The organism is Duganella sp. BJB1802, assembly GCF_013369445.1.
Classification (GTDB): domain Bacteria; phylum Pseudomonadota; class Gammaproteobacteria; order Burkholderiales; family Burkholderiaceae_D; genus Rugamonas; species Rugamonas vulcania_A.
Map to the genome: position 1 here is coordinate 12,941 of NZ_JABWEF010000023.1, position 17,298 is coordinate 30,238.

The following is a 17,298-nucleotide window of genomic DNA, read 5'->3' on the forward strand; positions in this document are numbered from 1 at the left end:
ATACTATGACGGTCGTCTGCTCTAGCGCAGTTTGGTAGAAAAGACATAGTTGAGTGATCGACTAGGAGACGTGGCCGAGTGGCCGAAGGCACATCCCTGCTAAGGATGCATACGGCTTATACCTGTATCGTGGGTTCGAATCCCACCGTCTCCGCCAGAACAAAAAAAAATGGACTCCCCTGCGGGAGTCCATTTTTTTTTATTCTAACGAAGAACAGTAAGTCAAGATTCTACGCGTGTGCCGCCGTCGAATCGCCCAACTGCTGGCGCAACGCGCCAGCGCCGCTGCCTCGGGGCGCGCGACGTATGCGTCATCTAAATTGTGGCTTTGGGCGCGGCCGCAACGGTTGACTCTCAAAATCAGTTCGTGTTAAATTCGAAGCAATATGGAAGCGCTTCCATAATGCATCGAACAGGCGACGGACAGCCATCCCAACGCAAGGCCAATGACAAGCCCGCAGCAATGCCTGGCCGCCGGTCGCGCGCCCGTGAGGGCGAGGTCGGCGCCGCCTGGGCTGGACCAATCGAATCACCATGACACTGGAGGATGGATGAGGATCAAAGAACTACTATGCGCGCTGCTCGCGGCCGCGGCGCTCCATGCTTCTGCGCAGCAAGGCGAAGACACGGCGCCAAACTTGCCGGAGCACTACGCCCAGCGCGTGGAGCTGTTCAACAGCGAGGCGCCTGGCAGCGGGCATATCGTGTTTCTGGGCGATAGCATCACCGAAGGCGGCGCCTGGGGCGCATTGCTGGGCGATCCGAGCGTGATCAACCGCGGCATTTCGGGCGACAACTCGTTCGGCGTGCTGAGGCGCCTCGATGAAGTCGTCCGCCTCAAACCGGCCAAGCTGTTCTTGCTCATCGGCGTCAACGACCTCTCCAAGAACATCGCGCCGTCGGTCGTTACGGAGAATATCTCGGCGATCGTCAAGGCGGTCAAGGCCGCGTCGCCGGCCACGCGCATCTACGTGCAGAGCCTGCTGCCGGTCGATCCTGGCGCACGCGACTTCATGCGCCAGTTCGACAAGGGGCAGGATATCTTGGACATCAACGCCCATCTGCGCAAGGACGCCCAAGCCTTGGATTACACCTTTGTCGATCTATACGCCCAATTTGCCGATGCGCGCGCAAGGCTCGATCCCCGATTCGGGCGCGATGGCTTGCATCTGAACGAAGCGGGGTACCGTCATTGGGTGGACTACCTGAAGACTACGCACTGCTTGTAATCGACGCATTCGGCGATGTCGGCGATGGTTGCGCATATCAATTTTCATTGACAATAACTTTTCAACCCTTTTACACTGGTTCGCCGGATAACAGGACCATGCGACCATGGTGAACCACGATGCCTCAAGCTGTTCCACTGCCGCACGCTAAGCCGATACGCGAGCTCCACGGCGTCGCCAAGGACGGCTTGACGGACGCCATCCTGACGTCGACGCAACCGCTGGTGCTGCGCGGCCTGGCGGCCGCGTGGCCGATGGTGCGCGCCGCGCAAAGCTCGCCGCAGGCGGCCGACGCCTATCTGCGGCGCTTTTACCGCGACGCCAGCGTCAACGCGATGCACGGCGCGCCCGATATAGGCGGGCGTTTCTTTTACAACGCCGACATGAGCGGCTTCAATTTCACATCGGTGCGCGTGCGCTTCGACGCCGTGCTCGACGCGCTGCGCGGCCACCTGGATGACAAGCAGCCGCCGGCCTTCTACGTCGGCTCGACCACGATCGACGCCTGCCTACCGGGCTTTCGCGCGGAAAACGATATCGACCTGGGCACGCGCGATGCCCTGGCCAGCATCTGGGTGGGCAACCGCACGCGCATCCCGGCGCACTACGACTTGCCGGACAACCTGGCGTGCGTTGCGGCCGGCCGGCGCCGCTTCACCTTGTTCCCGCCGGACCAGCTGGCCAACCTGTATGTCGGCCCGCTGGACCTGACGCCGGCCGGCCAGGCGATCAGCCTGGTCGACTTCGCCGCGCCCGATCTCACCGCCTTCCCCAAATTCGCCACCGCGCTCGAACACGCGCAGGTGGCTGAGCTGGAAGCCGGCGACGCGCTCTTCATTCCCAGCATGTGGTGGCACCACATCGAGGCGCTGGACAGCTTCAACGTGCTGGTCAACTACTGGTGGCGGCAATCGCCCGACTATATGGACACGCCGGTCAACACGCTGCTGCAAGCCTTGATGACGCTGCGCGAGCTGCCGCCGGCGCAGCGGCAGGCGTGGCGGGAGATCTTCCGCCATTACGTGTTCGACAGTGACGGCGGCGAAGCCGCCCACATTCCGCCGCATGCGCGCGGGGTGCTGGCGCCGTTCGATGGCGACGCGGCCCGCAGGCTGCGCGCGCAGTTGTTGAATATGATGCGGCGTTAAACCTTGAGCTTGCCCGCGATCTTGGTCGACGGGCGCGTCCGTGGGGCGGCGTCGGATTGGCGCCGTATCAGCTGATAGTCCATCACCACGTGCTCCGGCGCCTCGTCCTCGCCGTCGCGCTGGGCGTTGATCTGCCTGACCAGGAACTGCACCGCCGCCGCCGCCATGTCGGTGATGGGCTGGCGCACGGTGGTCAGCTCCGGCCAGATGGTGGTCGCCAGCGCGGTGTCGTCGAAGCCGGCCACCGTCAGGTCGCCCGGCACATCCAGTCCCAGCCGATGGGCGATGGCCACCGTCGCCGCCGCCATGTCGTCGTTGCTGGCGAAGATGGCGGTGGGGCGCTGTTCCAGTCCCAACAAGGTTTCGGCGGCGTCCAGGCCCGAGCGGTAGGTGAACAGTCCCTGGACGATCAGCTCCGCTCCGCCTTGCGCGCGCTTTTCGGCGATGGCGGCCTGGAAGCCGGCCAGCCGGCGCGCGCTGGCGGTCTGGTTGGGATGGCCGATGATGAAGCCGATGCGCTGGTGGCCCAGCGAGATCAGGTGGTTGGTCATCGCGTGCGCCGCGTGGAAATCGTCGATGCTGACGGCGCAGACGCGGTCGTCCGGGCTGCCGCAGGCCACCGTGACGGCCGGCGTGCCGGAAGCGACGATGGCATCGATCAGGTTCGGCGTGTCGCACAGCGGCGGCGGCAGGATGATGCCGTCGATGCCGTTGGCGATCATGCGGCGCGCCTGGTCGGCGGCCTGCTCGTCGGCCTCGCACTTTTCCACCAGCAGTTGCACGTTGTTCGGGCTGGCCTGGTTCAACAGGCCGACCAGCAATTCGCTCAGGTAGCCGGCGCTTGGGTTGCTGTACAAGAAGCCGACACGGATGGGCGGCGCCCCCGCCAGGCGGCGCGCGGCCTGGTTGGGCACATAGTTCAGCGCCGCCACCGCCTTGCCGACACGGTTGCGGGTGACTTCGCGGACACGGGTGTCGCCGTTCATCACGCGCGATACGGTCATCGGCGAAACGCCGGCCAGCTTGGCGACGTCGATCATCGTCGGCGCCCCCGACCGGGAACCCGCTGCGGGTTTGGATTTCACCTTGATGCTTGCCATCGGCCTTTTGCTAACCTTGTGTTGTAACATTTTGATTATGCCACGAGTGTTAGCAAACATTTTCACCACGCGGCGTGTCGACGATGATTTCCCGTAGAAATACCTTGGCCATGCTGGCCGGCGCACTCCGCTAAGACGTGTTGACTTGGCAATCTCAATCGATCACACTGGAAAAATGGTAGCGCTATTCATGGTGAGTTAATGGCGTCATACCATCTAACAAAAAACCAGGAGACAAGATGAGTAACGACAAGCGCAGGCAGTTCCTCAAATCGATGACCGGCCTGGCCGGCGCGGCATCGCTGGCGCCGGCGATGGCGCTGGGCGCCACCGCGCGCCCGCCTTACAAGGATGCGTCGCTGCCGCTCGCCAGGCGCGTCGACGACCTGCTGGGCCGCATGACGCTGGACGAAAAGGTCGCGCAGATGCAATGCATCTGGCAGGACAAGAAGCTGATCCAGGACGCACAAAACGAATTCTCCGCCGAGAAGGCGGCGCGGATGTACCCGCACGGCCTGGGCATGGTGGCGCGTCCGTCCGACCGCCAGGTGGGCCAGGCGGCCGGCGCCGGCGACACCGGCGTGGTGGCCAACCGCAATGCGTTTGAAACCGCGACCTACGTGAACGCCATGCAGAAATGGGCGCTCGAACAGACCCGCCTCGGCATCCCCTTGCTGATGCACGAGGAGTCGCTGCATGGTTACGTGGCGCGCGACGCGACCAGCTTCCCGCAGGCGATCGGGCTGGCGTCGTCGTTCGATACCGACATGGTGCGCGACATCTTCAGCGCCGCCGCTCGCGAGATGCGCGCGCGCGGCGCCAACCTGGCGCTGGCGCCGGTGGTCGACGTGGCGCGCGAGCCGCGCTGGGGCCGCATCGAGGAAACCTACGGCGAAGACCCGCACCTGTGCGGCGAGATGGGCAAGGCGGCGGTGCTGGGCTTCATGGGCGAATCGCGGCAGCTGGCCAAGGACAAGGTCTACGCGACGCTGAAGCACATGACGGGACACGGCCAGCCGGAGAGCGGCACCAATATCGGCCCGGCCGAAGTCAGCGAGCGCACGCTGCGCGAGGAGTTCTTCCCGCCGTTCGAGAAGCTGGTCAAGGAGACCCATATCAGCGCCGTCATGCCGTCGTATAACGAGATCGGCGGCGTCCCCTCGCACGCCAACCGCTGGCTGCTGACCAAGGTGCTGCGCGAGGAGTGGGGCTTCAAGGGCGTGACGGTGTCGGACTATTTCGGCATCAATGAACTGATCACCCGCCACAAGCTGGCCGCCACGCCGAAGGAGGCTGCGCTGGCCGCCTTCAAGGCCGGCGTGGATATCGAAACGCCGGACGGCCAAGCCTACAAGACGCTGGGCGAACTGGTGCGCGAAAAGAAGATCGCCGAGAAGGACATCGACGCCGTCGTGCGCCGCATCCTTGAACTGAAATTCCTGGCCGGCCTGTTCGAGCAGCCCTACGTGGATGCCAAGGCGGCCGACAGCCTGACCGCGACGCCGGAGGCGGTCGCGCTGGCGCGCCGCGCCGCGACCCGCACGCCGGTGCTGCTGAAGAACGACAAGGGCTTGCTGCCGCTGGACGCGAAGAAGGTCGGCAAGGTGCTGCTGCTCGGCACCCACGCCAAGGACTGCCCGATCGGCGGCTATTCCGACGTGCCGCGCCATGTGGTGTCGATCCACGACGGCCTGCTGGCCGAGAGCCGGGCGCAGGGTTTCGAACTGCGTTACGCGGAAGGCGTGCGTATCACCGAAGGCCACGTCTGGGGCGCGGACGAGATCAAGTTCACGGCGCCGGAAGTCAACGCCAGGCTGATCGCCGAGGCGGTGGAAGCGGCCAAATCGGCCGACACCATCATCATGGTCCTGGGCGACAACGAGCAGACCAGCCGCGAGGCCTGGGCCGACAACCACCTGGGCGACCGCGACAGCCTGGACCTGATGGGCCAGCAGAACGACCTGGCGCGCGCCATCTTCGCGCTCGGCAAGCCGACCGTGGTGTTCCTGCTCAACGGACGCCCGTTGTCGGTCAACCTGCTGGCGGAAAAGGCCGACGCGCTGATCGAAGGCTGGTACATGGGCCAGGAAACCGGCCACGCCGCCGCCGACCTGCTGTTCGGCCGCGCCAACCCGGGCGGCAAGCTGCCGGTGTCGATCGCGCGCAGCGTCGGCCAGCTGCCGGTCTTCTACAACCACAAGCCTTCCGCCCGCCGCGGCTACATCGACGGCCTGACCACGCCGCTGTATCCCTTCGGTTTCGGCCTGAGCTACACCAGCTTCGACATCTCGGCGCCGCGCCTGGCCAAGGCCAGCATCCGCGCCGGCGAATCGACCAGGGTCGAGGTGGACGTGCGCAACACCGGCAGGCTGGCCGGCGACGAGGTGGTGCAGATCTATATCCGCGACGACGTCAGCTCGGTCACGCGTCCGGTGCTGGAGCTGAAGGCCTTCAAGCGCGTCACGCTGCAACCGGGCGAGCAACGCACGCTGTCCTTCGACATCACGCCGGCCGATCTGTGGTTCTATAACATCGACATGAAGCGGGTCGTCGAGCCGGGCAGTTTCACCATCCATGCCGGCCCGGACAGCGTCCAGCTGAAATCCATCAAGTTGATGGTGTCGTGATCGAATAAAAAAGCCGCTCCCTTCAAGGCGAGCGGCCAAGACCACGAACGTGGCCGCGAGACGATGGTTAGAACTTGTAGCGCGCGCCGATCATGTAACGCGGTCCAGCCTGCGTCACGTTCAACGTCGATGCGAACGTGCGGCCATGCTGGCGCTGGGTGGCATCGTTCAGGTTGATCGCCTCAAGTTGGAAGCTCAGGTTCTTGTTGTAGTTGTAGCCCACGCTGACGTCGACCTGGCCATAGGCGTCGGTGTACACCGGCGCCGCCCGGTTGCTGCCGTCGACCGTCGCGGCCAGGAACTCGTCGCGCCAGTTGTACGCCACCCGCACCGACCATTCCTTGTTCTCGAAGATGCCCACCACGTTGGCTGAATTGCTCAAGCCGAGAATGGCGAACTGGTCGTTGACATCGGCGTTGTTGTACTTCAGCGGCGAGTGCACATACGTGTAGTTCGCCTGCAGACCGAAACCGCTTTCGCCGAACATGTGCTGCACGTTGACCTCGGCGCCGCTGACGTTGGCCGATTTCTGGTTGGCATAGGTGGTGGTCTGGAAGACGAGCAGCGGGTCGGTCGACAGGCCGGTGATGGTACCGTCCAGCATGCCATCGCCCTTGACCCCGGTTTTCTTCACGCCAGGCTGGCCGTCGAAATGGCCCAGGATGTAGTTGCGGATGCAGTTGGTATCGGCCGCGCCGCAGCCATTGCCCAATGCCGCCTTGTAGTAGGCGCCGCCGACGGGCGTGTGCAGGTCGTACAGCGTCTGCGAAACCAGGGTCTGGCCGGCGTAGTTGTCCAGCTGTTTGCGGAAGAAGGCCAGCGACATCAGGCTCTGCTTGTTGTAATACCATTCCCACGAGAGATCCAGGTTCTTCGACTTGACCGGCTTCAGCGCCGGGTTGCCGACCGAGGCGCTGCCGCCGGTGAAGACGTTGGCGATGGTGCCCAGCGTCAGGCCGCCTTGCAGTTGATCGTAGCGCGCGCGGCCAATGGTGGCGCCGAGGCTGGCCCGCAGCTTCATGTCGCTGCGCAGGTCGGCGTCCAGGTTGAGGGCCGGCAGCACGTTGGTGTAGGACGCATCGGTGTTGCTGAATGCCTGGCCGCCGAAGGTCAGCGGCAACTCGTTCTGCGCCACCCACACCACCGCGCTGGCCGGCAGCACCTGGGCGACCGAGCTGACCTGGGTGCGTTCCACCCGCACCCCGACCGACGTGTGGACCGGAATCTTGAGATCCCAATCGCTGCTGAGGGACAGATAGGCCGACGTGGTTTTTTCCTGCAGCGTGCGGTCGGTGTCGGGAACGCCGAAGTTGGGCAGGTAGGCGGCCTGGTTGCCCACCGCGTTGGCGGTCACCTGGCGCACCTTGGCGAAGTCGAAGGTGTACAGCGTGGCGAACAGGTCGGGCGAGTTGGCGCCGCCCAGCTTGTTGAAGAAGGAGGGCAGGGAGTTGGCCTGGTACAGGCTGGCCGGATAGTCCGACGCCTTGGTCGCGCCGCCCCAGGTGTTGTTCTGCACATTGGAGAACGTCGAGCGGTTGGTGGTGTCGGTGTAGCCGACGCCGAAGTTCAGCTCGGATGCCTCCATCAACTGCAGGCTGCCTTTTGCCTGCGCCTGCTTGATGACCGATTTCTCGTAGCCGTTGTGGAACCACGACCCGGCGGCCTGGATCGGCGCGGCGGCCAGGTTGGCGGCCGGCATGCTCAGGATCGGCAACTCGTGGGTGAAGTCGACCTTGGTCGTGCCACGGCTGAAGCTGGCGTTGGACAGGACGTTCTCGCTGCCGAACGGGCTGTCCGCGCCGGACTCGGCGGTGGAGTGGTGGGCGTCGAACTCCAGCTTCAGGCCCGGCCTGACTTTCCAGGCGGCGTTGAAGCCGATCGACTGGTTCTTGGTCTTGGTGGCGTAATCGCTGCCCACCACCGAGATATCCTGCGGTGTCGGGTAGACCTCGGAATAGGTCAGCGGGCTGACCACGTGTCCGCTTGGCCAGCTGCTGGTCGAGGTCGGCGTCTGTGCGAACCATACGCTGAGTTCGCTACGCTTGGTCTGTATCTTGTTTTCCGAATAGGTGTAGTCGACCGTGGTGGTCAGATCCTTGACCGGGCGGAACTGGAAGGTCAACTGGCCGTTGGTGCGCTGCCGCTGAACTGCGGCGACGTTGTAGTTCATATTCTGCGGAATCGAATACAGCGCGTCCTGCGCCGGGCGATTGGTGATGTTCTGCGAACCGGGCTGGCCGGGTTGCGGCAGGGTCTGTCCGTCGATGACCGCCGATCCCAGATAGGGGCCCTGGTAGCCGTTGAACAGGCCGGCGCGGTTGAAGCCGGAATCGCGCGACTGGAAGCTGGCGCTCAGCGACACGCCGAAGCGGCCATCGGCGCTGGTGTTCGAGTAAATCCCGGACACCTCCGGCGTCACGCTATTGCCCTTCATGCTATCGGGCAGGTGGTCGTTGGAGGTGTCCTTGACCGCCTTGACGCCGATACTGGAATGCATGCCGGGATTGTCGAACGGACGCGCGGTGACCACGTTGATGGTGGCGCCGATGCCGCCGGTCGGGCTGTCGGCGCGGCCGGTTTTGTACACCTGCAGTTGCGAGATCGATTCGGACGCCAGGTTCGAAAAGTCGAACGAACGGCCGGACAAATCGCTCAGGTCGGTGGTGGGCATCTGGCGGCCGTTCAGCAGCACCAGGTTGAAGTCCGGACCCAGGCCGCGCACGGTGACTTTCTGCCCTTCGCCGTTGCTGCGGTCGATCGAGACGCCGGAAATCCGCTGCAGCGATTCGGCCAGGTTGGTATCGGGGAACTTGCCCATGTCTTCGGCAACGATGCCGTCGACTATGCCGTCCGAATTGCGCTTCAGGTTCAGGGTCGACTGCATACTGGCGCGTATGCCCGTCACGATCACTTGCGGGCCCTCGGTGCCGGGGACCGGCGCCTGCTGGGCATGGCCGGGCATGGCCAGCGCGCTGCACGCACTGGCAACGGCCAGGTACATCAAACGACGTTGAAAAGGTTTCTGCATAAAGTCTCCGTATTTTTTATATTGAGTATCTTGTACGTGGTCCAACGCTTGGATATCCGGTCGCTTGCCTCCTTGTGACGGTTGATGTTTAGCCGCTTCCGTGTCATCTCTCCAATGACACGGTGCGCTTCAATACCAGGGGCGCTTGCTGTCCCGCCACGCCGGTGCCGGGTTGGCCGGAGCCCACGCTCAGTTGATACTGTCCCGGTGTCAGCTGGCGCTGGCCGTCGCGCGTGACGAAGCTCAGCTCACGTGGCGTCAGTTGGAAACTGATCCGGCGGCTCTCGCCCGCCTTCAACGTGACGCGCTGGAAGCCGCGCAACGCCAGCCGTGGCGCACCCTCGAAGGCCGGTGGCGTCAGGTACAGCTGCGCCACCTCGTCGCCGTCGCGGCCGCCGGTGTTGGTGACTTGCGTGGTCACGGTCACGCCGTTTTCCGGCGCGCCATCCACCGGCGCGACGTGCAGCGGCGCGTAGCCGAAGCTCGTGTAGCTGAGGCCGGCGCCGAAGGCGTAGACCGGCTTGCCGTCGTAGTAGCGGTAGGTGCGGCCGCGCATGCTGTAGTCGTCGAACGGCGGCAGGTCGGCCACGCTGCGGTAGAAGGTCAGCGGCAGGCGGCCGCCCGGATCGGCGCGGCCGGTCAGCACATGGGCAATCGCCAGGCCGCCGGACTGGCCGGGATACCAGGCTTCCAGGATGGCGGCGGCATTCTCCTTGGCCCATGAAAGATCGAGCGCGCTGCCATTCATCAGCACCACCACCAGCGGCTTGCCCAGCGCCTTGGCGCGTTCCAGCAGTTGCCGCTGCTCGACCGGCAGGTCCAGCGATGTTTTGTCGCCGCCCTCGAAGCCGTCCATCTTGATCGCCATTTCCTCGCCTTCCAGGTCGGACGTCAGGCCGACCACGGCAACGATCACGTCGGCGTCGGCGGTGGCGCGGCGCAGATCGGCATCGGCTTCGCTGGAAATGCGCTTCCAGAACAGGCCGGGCACGCCGCTGCCGCCGGATTCCACCTCGAAGTGCAGCGGATAGCGCTGGCCTTGCTCCAGCCGCACCGTGGTCAGTTTCAGCGGTTCGCCCCATTGCGAATACTCGCCGGCTTCGACCACCGCCTTGCCATCTGCCTTCAGCGCGCCCTTGACGCCGCTGACGCCCAACCGGTACAAGCCGCTTTCCGGCACGCTCAGCTCGCCATCCCAGACGACCTTGTGGTGATCGGCGACCGCCTTGAATTGCAGGCCGCGCGCCTCCAGTCCCGGTTCGATGAGGCTCAACACCGGTTTGCTGTCGTATTGCTGGCCGTTGCGGTTGAAGTACTCGACGCGCAAGCCCGGTTGTCCATCCGGCGCGCGCAAGGCGGAGGCCGGCACCGGATCGCCGTCGGTGATCGAGGCGCCGGCGGGCGCCAGCGTGATCCGCGCCTGCGGCAGCACGCGCCGCAAGCCCTCCAGCACCGACACCGGCGGCGCCGACTGGGTCGACGAGTAATTGCCGCGCAGGACGCGCGTGGCGTCCGCCAGCGGACCGACCAGCGCCAGTCTGAGTCCCTGCTTGAGCGGCAGCACGCCGTCGTTCTTCAGCAGCACCAGGCTGCGGGTGGCCGCTTGCAGCGCAAGCGCCTGGTGCGCGGGCGTGTTGATGGCGCTGACCGGCACCGCGTTGACCTGGCGCTGCGGCAGTCCGGGCAGGTCGCCGTTGCGGTAGCGCGCCGAGAACAGGCGCACCAGGGCCTGGTCGATGTCGGCCATGCCGATCAGGCCGCGCTGCCAGGCTTCGCGATAGCGCTCCGCCAGGCCTGGCGTTTCGCCCAGGGTCTTGGTGTTGCACTCGTTGTCGGTGCCGGCCTTCAGCGCCACGGCCACGGCGGCGGCCGGATCGGCGGCGTACTTGTGGCGTTCCGAGATGTCGGTCACCGCATCGCAGTCGGAGACCACGTAGCCCTTGAAGCCCCAGGCGCCGCGCAAGTGCTGCTTCATCAGCAGCTCGCTGCCGCAGGCCGGCTGGCCGTCGATGCGGTTGTAGGCGCACATGATGGAGCCGGCCTTGGCATCGACAATGGCGGCGCGGAAGGCCGGCAGATAGGTATCCTCCAGATCGTGCGCGGAGACGAACACGTTGGCCGCGTGGCGGGTCGATTCCGGCCCGCTGTGCACGGCGAAGTGCTTGGGCGTGGCGACCACGTCCGGCAAGTCCGGGTTGCCGCCCTGGATGCCGCGAATGAAAGCGACGCCCAGCGACGCCGTCAGGTAAGGGTCTTCTCCGTAGGTTTCCTGGCCGCGCCCCCAGCGCGGGTCGCGGAAGATGTTGAGGTTGGGCGACCAGGTGTCCAGCCCGGTGCCGATGCGTCCCAGGTGTCCGGTCTCGCGGCCCAGCGTGTGCAGGGCCCGCACTTCGGTGCTGATGGCCGCGGCCACCTGTTGCAGCAGCGGCGCGTCGAAACTGGCGGCCAGGCCTATCGGTTCGGGGAAGTTGGTGGTGGGCAGCGGCCCCAGTGCACCGTGCAGCGACTCGGTCCACCAATTGTAGGCCGGGATGCCCAGGCGCGGCACGGCCGGCGCCACGTTCAGCAACTGTTCGATCTTCTCGTCCAGCGTCAGCCGCGCCACCAGGCTCTGCGCGTGCGCCTGGGCGGCGGCGCGCACGTCCGCGCCGTGGGCGGGGAGCGGCATGGCAGCGGCCAGCACAAAGACCGGCACGGCCAGGCGCTTCCACCGGTGATACGTGTCTCCTGCTCGGCCCTGTAGGCGGGCCTTTTTATGTCGCATGTTAGCCTCCATGTTAGTGAAGCTAAAAATGTTTGCGATAACATTTTTTAATACGACAAATGTAGTCCTTGAATTGTCAATTAACCAATCACTTTTTTTTCTCGATTGATATCGAAAACGATATCAATCGAGAGATGCGGGGAAATCAGAAGCGATGACGGATGCCGATGTCGGTGCCGGTGTTACCAGTCCCCGTATCCGTGCCATTGCCCACCGTATAGCTGGCGCCGTTGCGGTTGGCGATATGGCCGTAGCTCAGATAAAGGTCGGTGCGTTTGGACAGCCCATACAGATAGGCCACCGCCCACTGGCGCGCATCCTTGTCGGCGACGGCTTGATCGTCATGGCGGATGTACGAGGCCAGCACCGTATGCGCGCCGGTCGTCCAGGTGCCTCCCAGCACATCGTCCTTGCTGCGGGCGCCGGCCAGGCCGTGGGTGACGCCGTGCGCGTAGTCCACACTGAACGCGGCGACCTTGTACTTCGCCACGATCAGGCTGTAGCGCGAGCTATCGCTGGCGTCGGCGTTTTCCTTGATGTGATTGGTCAGCGTCACATTGAGCGGGCCGTCGGCGTAGCTGAGCGCCGCGCCCAAGGTGCGGTTCTTGCGGCTGTCGCCAGCGGTTTCGCCGGCGCCGTAAGCCAGGTCGGCGGCAAAGCCCGCATATCGCGGAGTCTTGTATTCCACCATATTGTCGACCCGCGTATTGCCGGGAATGATGTTGGTGACGTTGCCGGCCAAGCCGATTTCAAACGGGTCCACGACATCGCGCAGCGTGCTGTACAGCGGCGAATACTGCCGTCCCAATGAAATGGCGCCATATTTGGTGGACAAGCCGACGAAGGCCTGGCGGCCGAACAGCAGCCCGCCCTGGCCGGCGCTGCCGGTATCGATGTTGTAGCCGTTCTCCAGCTGGAAGAAGGCGCTCATGTCGCCGCCGAGATCTTCCTTGCCCTTGAAGCCCAGGCGCGAGCCGGAGCCCACGCCGCTGCTCACGCGGCTGACGCTGCCGGCGGCGCCGCCTGTTTCGCGGACCAGGCCGGCGTCGGCGATACCATAGATGGTGACATTGGATTGCGCCGACGCGATGCCGCAAAGGCATCCGATGAGCGCGAGGCAGGTGGTTTGCGATTTCATGTGTTCTCCCGGTTTTGAAACGTTGTTATAAAAAGATGAGAAAGGGCGGATGACAGGCGTGCGCGTCCCCGGGCGCCGCCAGGGCGCCTGTCTGCCAGGACAATCGGGGAAGGGCGCTTAGCGCGTCGTCTATGCGGCCAGCGGCGACAGCCGGGGCCTGGTCAACTGGGCGGGCTGCAAAAGTTGACGCAATTCGGATTCGGTCAACAGGCCTTGTTCGACCACCAGTTCCGCCACGCCGCGGCCGCTGCTGAGCGCGAGCTGGGCGATGCGGGTGGCGGCCTCGTAGCCGATGTAGGGATTCAACGCGGTCACCAGGCCGATGGAGTTTTCCACGCTGGCCTGCAGGGCGGTGCGATTGGCGGTAATGCCGTTGATGCAGCGCGTCGCCAGCAAGGTGCAGCCGACCGTGAGATGGCTGATACTCTTGAACAGGCTGTAGCCGATGATGGGCTCGAAGGCGTTCAACTGCAGCTGGCCGGCTTCGGCGGCGAAGCTGACCGTGACGTCGTTGCCCAGCACTTCGAAGGCGATCTGGTTGACCACCTCGGGAATCACGGGATTGACTTTGCCGGGCATGATGCTGGAGCCGGCCTGCATGGCGGGCAGGTTGATCTCGCCGAAGCCGGAGCGCGGCCCGCTCGACAACAGACGAAGATCGTTGCAGATCTTCGACAGCTTCAGCGCCACCCGCTTCAGCACGCCGGACAGCTGGACGAAGGCGCCCACGTCCTGGGTCGCCTCGATCAAGTCTATCGAGGTCGACAGCGGCACGCCGCTGATCTGGCACAGCGCGGCGCACACCAGCTGCGCATAGTCGGGATGGGCATTGATGCCGGTGCCGATGGCTGTGGCGCCCAGGTTGATCTCGCACATCAGCATCGCGGCTTCGCGCAGGCGTTCCTGGTCTTCGGACAGCATCACGGCATAGGTGGACAACTCCTGTCCCAATGTCATGGGGACCGCGTCCTGCAGCTGGGTGCGTCCCATCTTGATGACATCGGCGAACTCGATGGATTTGGCGCGGCACGCCAATTTCAGCACATCCATCGCCGCGATCAAGCCGTCCATCGCGCGATAGGTCGCCAGCCGCAGCGCGGTGGGGTAGACATCATTGGTGCTCTGGCTCAGATTCACATGCTCGTTGGGATGGAGCGCGTGATAGGCGCCGCGCGGCTGCTGCAGCAGATCCAGCCCCAGGTTCGCGATCACTTCGTTGGCGTTCATATTGGTGGACGTGCCGGCGCCGCCTTGTATCATGTCGACCACGAAGTGCTGATGAAACTGGCCGTCGACGATTTGCCGGCAAGCGGCGACGATGGCGTCGAGATGCGCGTCGCTCAACAGCCCGAGCTTGTGGTTGGTGAGGGCCGCCGCCTGCTTGACCATCGCCAGCGCGATGATCAGGCCCGGCCATTGCGAAATGGGCGTGCCGGAAACCGGAAAGTTTTCCAGTGCGCGCAATGTGTGGATGCCGTAATACGCGCCTTCGGGCACGGCACGTTCGCCCAGCAGGTCGTGTTCTATTCGTGTTGCCATGGTCATCTTGTCTCTCCTCGCTTGAATGGGACTTCGCCGATGCCGCGTTGCGATGCGGCCGATGAAAGTCATTCTAGAGACGCGATGCCAGGCATTTATGCTGATTCCGCATACATTGATGTCATACGGGAATGCAGTCCTGGTGGCGCAGGCGCGCCGCTTCAGGGCTGCTTGAGCGTATCCCAGAGGCGCTGCAGCGCCGGCTTGCGGTTGTCCAGCGCGCGGAACAGGCGGATCTCCATGGTCATATTCCACTGCTCGCCGCCGGCCGCCACCAGCTTGCCTTCGCTCAGTTCGCGCTTGATGCAGCTCTCGGGCAGCCAGGCCAACCCGTGGCCGGACAAGGCCATCGTCTTCAGCAGCTCGGCCAGGTCGGATTCGTAGGTGTTGGTCAGAAAGCAGGGCTGGTCCACCCGCGCGACGATGCGCTCGACCACCCGCGCGAAGAAGGAGCCGGCGGTGTAGGCCAGGTGCGAGGTCGGCGCCAGCCGGTTGCCGGGCAAGGGGAAGGCCGCGAAGCCGCTGCGCTTGGGGATGGAGACCGGCATCACGATCTCACCGCCGAGATTGATGAATTCGAAGCGCGCGGGATCCAGTTCGATGGGCAGGTCGGAATGGTAGTAGCACAGCAGCAGATCGCAATTGCCTTCCACCAGCGACAGCACCGAATCATGCACGTTGGCCGGCAGCACGCGCGTGCGCAATGGGCCGTGCCGCGCTTCGATGGCGCCCAGCCATTTGGGGAGGAAGTTCAGCGACAGCGTGTGGCCGGCCGAGATGCTGAGCATGTTCTCGTCCTTGCTTTCGATGCGCAGCAGCGAGCGCGCGTCGTTCAGCAGGCGCATGGCGTCGGTGGCGGAGCTGCTGAACAGCTTGCCGGCCGGCGTCAGTACCAGCGGGTAGGTGCTGCGGTCGACCAGGTCCGCGCCGACCCAGGCCTCCAGCGCACGGATCCGGCGGCTGAGCGCGGATTGCGTCACATTGCGCTCCTGCGCCGAGCGCGAGAAGTTGCGCGTCTGAGTCAGGCTCAGAAAATCTTCCAGCCATTTGATATCCATAGGTCCCGAATCCGTTGTGATTGAAGAGCTTAGCCGTCGCCGGACATTTTGCTATGCTTGTGTCGCATGAGGTCAGATCTAAATTGCATAACCTGGGGATTGGACGCGGGTATCGTTTGAAGTGTCTCCCGGATACCACAAAGATCATGCCTCACACACCTAAATTCCCTACCTCCGCTGATCCCGCGAAAACCTGTATCGGCATCATTGGCGGTCTCGGCGCATTGGCCGGCGCCGACGTGCACGGCAAAATGTTGCGCAGCATCGCGACAGGAGGCCATGCCGACGACTACGCCGTGTTGTATGAGCAGCACCCGTTCCAGGGCGGGGACCGGCTGGAAGGCGGCACGCCCGAGCTGGCCGGCCGCAAGCTCTACATCTACGATATGCTGCAGCGCTACGAGCAGGCGGGCGCGCACTGCGCGATGCTGCCTTGCTTTATCAGCCATACCTTTCTGCACCAGTTGCGCAATGAGCTGCGCCTGCCGATCATCAGCCTGATGGATGCGCTGCTGGCGGCGCTCCGGCAAAGCGCCCCCGGCGCGCGCACGGTGGGCGTGCTGACTTCCGACTACGTGCTTGGCCAGCGGCTGTTCGAACGGCATCTGGAACCGGCGGGCTACCAGGTGCGCTATCCCTCGGCGCGGAGACAACGCGATTGCGTGATGGAGGCGGTGTACGGTCACGGCGGACTCAAAGCCCATGACCAGTCTCCGGCGGCGGTGGCGCTGCTGCTGGAAGCGTGCCATGACCTGATGGCGCAAGGCGCGGACTTGATCGTGCCGGGTACGACGGAAATCGCCATGATATCGAGCCTGCTGAACATGGCCGGCATACCGGCGATGGACAGCAACCAGGCCTATGTCGACCACGCGCTCTCGATCCGCGAGCAGATGCCGCCGCAGTCTTTCAAGATCGGCATCATCGGCGGCGTTGGTCCTGCGGCGACGGTCGATTTCATGGACAAGATCATCGTGAACACGAACGCCGGCCGCGATCAGGAACACGTCAAATTAATTGTCGAGCATAACCCGCAGATCCCCGACCGCACCGCCAATCTGATCGGCGACGGCGAGGATCCCACGCTGGCCATCTACGCCGCCTGCAAGCGCCTGGAAGCCCATCATGCCGACCTGATCGCGATTCCTTGCAATACCGCCCACGCCTATCTCCAGCGTATCAGCGCGCAGGTCGCCATACCGATCGTCAATATGCTGCATGAGACGGTGAGGCACATCGAGCGGCACCATGCGGGCCATAGTCGCGTGGGCTTGCTGGCGACCAGCGGCACCATACAAAGCCGTGTCTATCATGACGCGGCGGCGGGCGCGCCGTTTGACTTGCTGGTCCCGGACCAGGCCCATCAAGAACTGGTGATGCGCGCCATCTACGGCGAGCGGGGCATCAAGGCCGGCTATCTGGAGGGGGAGTGCAGGGACGATCTGATGCTGGCGCTGACCCATTTGGTGCAAGCCGGCGCCAGCGTGGTGATCCTGGGCTGCACCGAACTGCCATTGCTGTTGCGTGAAAACGAGGCGTTTCCGCTTGGTGAACTCAGCATCGTGCTGCTGGATCCCACCGCGATCCTGGCGCGCCGTTGTGTGGAGCTGGCGCGAGGCGGGGCGTAAGGCAAGGCGGGCGGCCGCCGTTGCCGGCATGGCCGCCCG

The 17,298-nt window shown here is 64.4% G+C and carries 10 protein-coding genes and 1 tRNA gene; 5 read left to right on the forward strand and 6 right to left on the reverse strand.

Translation table 11 applies throughout. The annotated features are described in order from the left end of the window. Positions 1 to 64 precede the first annotated feature (64 nt). From HUX88_RS27545 to HUX88_RS27555, 3 genes are all read left to right on the forward strand, one after another. Positions 65 to 157: transfer RNA gene (locus tag HUX88_RS27545), tRNA-Ser, on the forward strand. A 394-nt stretch (positions 158 to 551) separates the two neighbouring features. Further along, positions 552 to 1,229, forward strand: coding sequence for a GDSL-type esterase/lipase family protein (locus HUX88_RS27550; protein WP_176363818.1), 678 nt, complete (start codon positions 552 to 554; stop codon positions 1,227 to 1,229). A gap of 119 nt (positions 1,230 to 1,348) precedes the next feature. After that, a complete protein-coding gene (locus tag HUX88_RS27555; RefSeq protein WP_176363819.1) occupies positions 1,349 to 2,377 on the forward strand; it encodes a cupin-like domain-containing protein in 1,029 nt (342 codons plus the stop codon). On the opposite strand, the gene HUX88_RS27560 is transcribed toward HUX88_RS27555, so the two are convergent. Beyond that, entirely contained in the window at positions 2,374 to 3,417 is a 1,044-nt protein-coding gene (locus tag HUX88_RS27560; protein ID WP_229219580.1) for a LacI family DNA-binding transcriptional regulator, read from the reverse strand. The two genes, HUX88_RS27555 and HUX88_RS27560, sit on opposite strands and share 4 nt — an antisense overlap. Positions 3,418 to 3,716: 299 nt before the next feature. On the opposite strand from HUX88_RS27560, the gene HUX88_RS27565 reads away from it, so the two are divergent. After that, positions 3,717 to 6,104 carry a glycoside hydrolase family 3 N-terminal domain-containing protein gene (locus tag HUX88_RS27565; RefSeq protein WP_176363821.1) on the forward strand — a complete coding sequence of 796 codons (2,388 nt, stop codon included), beginning with the start codon at positions 3,717 to 3,719 and terminating at the stop codon, positions 6,102 to 6,104. Between the two features lie 67 nt (positions 6,105 to 6,171). Here HUX88_RS27565 and HUX88_RS27570 read toward each other — a convergent pair whose 3' ends face one another. The 5 genes from HUX88_RS27570 to HUX88_RS27590 form a co-directional block, all read right to left on the reverse strand. Continuing rightward, the gene (locus tag HUX88_RS27570) at positions 6,172 to 9,132 is read right to left on the reverse strand and encodes a TonB-dependent receptor (RefSeq protein WP_176363822.1); all 2,961 of its coding nucleotides are present in this window, start codon (positions 9,130 to 9,132) and stop codon (positions 6,172 to 6,174) included. A 103-nt stretch (positions 9,133 to 9,235) separates the two neighbouring features. Beyond that, positions 9,236 to 11,896 (reverse strand): glycoside hydrolase family 3 C-terminal domain-containing protein, encoded by a 2,661-nt coding sequence (locus HUX88_RS27575; protein ID WP_217916476.1) that lies wholly within the window; start codon positions 11,894 to 11,896, stop codon positions 9,236 to 9,238. 145 nt (positions 11,897 to 12,041) lie between these two features. Then, on the reverse strand, positions 12,042 to 13,034 hold the full coding sequence (locus HUX88_RS27580; protein ID WP_176363823.1) for a porin: 993 nt from the start codon (positions 13,032 to 13,034) through the stop codon (positions 12,042 to 12,044). Between the two features lie 129 nt (positions 13,035 to 13,163). After that, positions 13,164 to 14,579 (reverse strand): aspartate ammonia-lyase, encoded by a 1,416-nt coding sequence (locus HUX88_RS27585; protein ID WP_117009965.1) that lies wholly within the window; start codon positions 14,577 to 14,579, stop codon positions 13,164 to 13,166. 155 nt (positions 14,580 to 14,734) lie between these two features. After that, positions 14,735 to 15,631: a LysR substrate-binding domain-containing protein gene (locus tag HUX88_RS27590; RefSeq protein WP_176363824.1), complete on the reverse strand. Its 897-nt coding sequence runs from the start codon at positions 15,629 to 15,631 to the stop codon at positions 14,735 to 14,737. A 146-nt stretch (positions 15,632 to 15,777) separates the two neighbouring features. Here HUX88_RS27590 and HUX88_RS27595 point away from each other — a divergent pair, with 146 nt between their 5' ends. Then, complete coding sequence (locus HUX88_RS27595) at positions 15,778 to 17,259, forward strand: aspartate/glutamate racemase family protein (RefSeq protein WP_176363825.1); 1,482 nt, start codon at positions 15,778 to 15,780, stop codon at positions 17,257 to 17,259. Positions 17,260 to 17,298 lie beyond the last annotated feature (39 nt).

Excerpts from the sequence above, each read along its gene's own strand:
- HUX88_RS27550 (WP_176363818.1), top strand. The coding sequence starts at position 552 with ATGAGGATCAAAGAACTACTATGCGCGCTGCTCGCGGCCGCGGCGCTC.
- HUX88_RS27555 (WP_176363819.1), top strand. The coding sequence starts at position 1,349 with ATGCCTCAAGCTGTTCCACTGCCGCACGCTAAGCCGATACGCGAGCTC.
- HUX88_RS27560 (WP_229219580.1), bottom strand. The coding sequence starts at position 3,417 with ATGATCGACGTCGCCAAGCTGGCCGGCGTTTCGCCGATGACCGTATCG.
- HUX88_RS27565 (WP_176363821.1), top strand. The coding sequence starts at position 3,717 with ATGAGTAACGACAAGCGCAGGCAGTTCCTCAAATCGATGACCGGCCTG.
- HUX88_RS27570 (WP_176363822.1), bottom strand. The coding sequence starts at position 9,132 with ATGCAGAAACCTTTTCAACGTCGTTTGATGTACCTGGCCGTTGCCAGT.
- HUX88_RS27575 (WP_217916476.1), bottom strand. The coding sequence starts at position 11,896 with ATGCGACATAAAAAGGCCCGCCTACAGGGCCGAGCAGGAGACACGTAT.
- HUX88_RS27580 (WP_176363823.1), bottom strand. The coding sequence starts at position 13,034 with ATGAAATCGCAAACCACCTGCCTCGCGCTCATCGGATGCCTTTGCGGC.
- HUX88_RS27585 (WP_117009965.1), bottom strand. The coding sequence starts at position 14,579 with ATGACCATGGCAACACGAATAGAACACGACCTGCTGGGCGAACGTGCC.
- HUX88_RS27590 (WP_176363824.1), bottom strand. The coding sequence starts at position 15,631 with ATGGATATCAAATGGCTGGAAGATTTTCTGAGCCTGACTCAGACGCGC.
- HUX88_RS27595 (WP_176363825.1), top strand. The coding sequence starts at position 15,778 with ATGCCTCACACACCTAAATTCCCTACCTCCGCTGATCCCGCGAAAACC.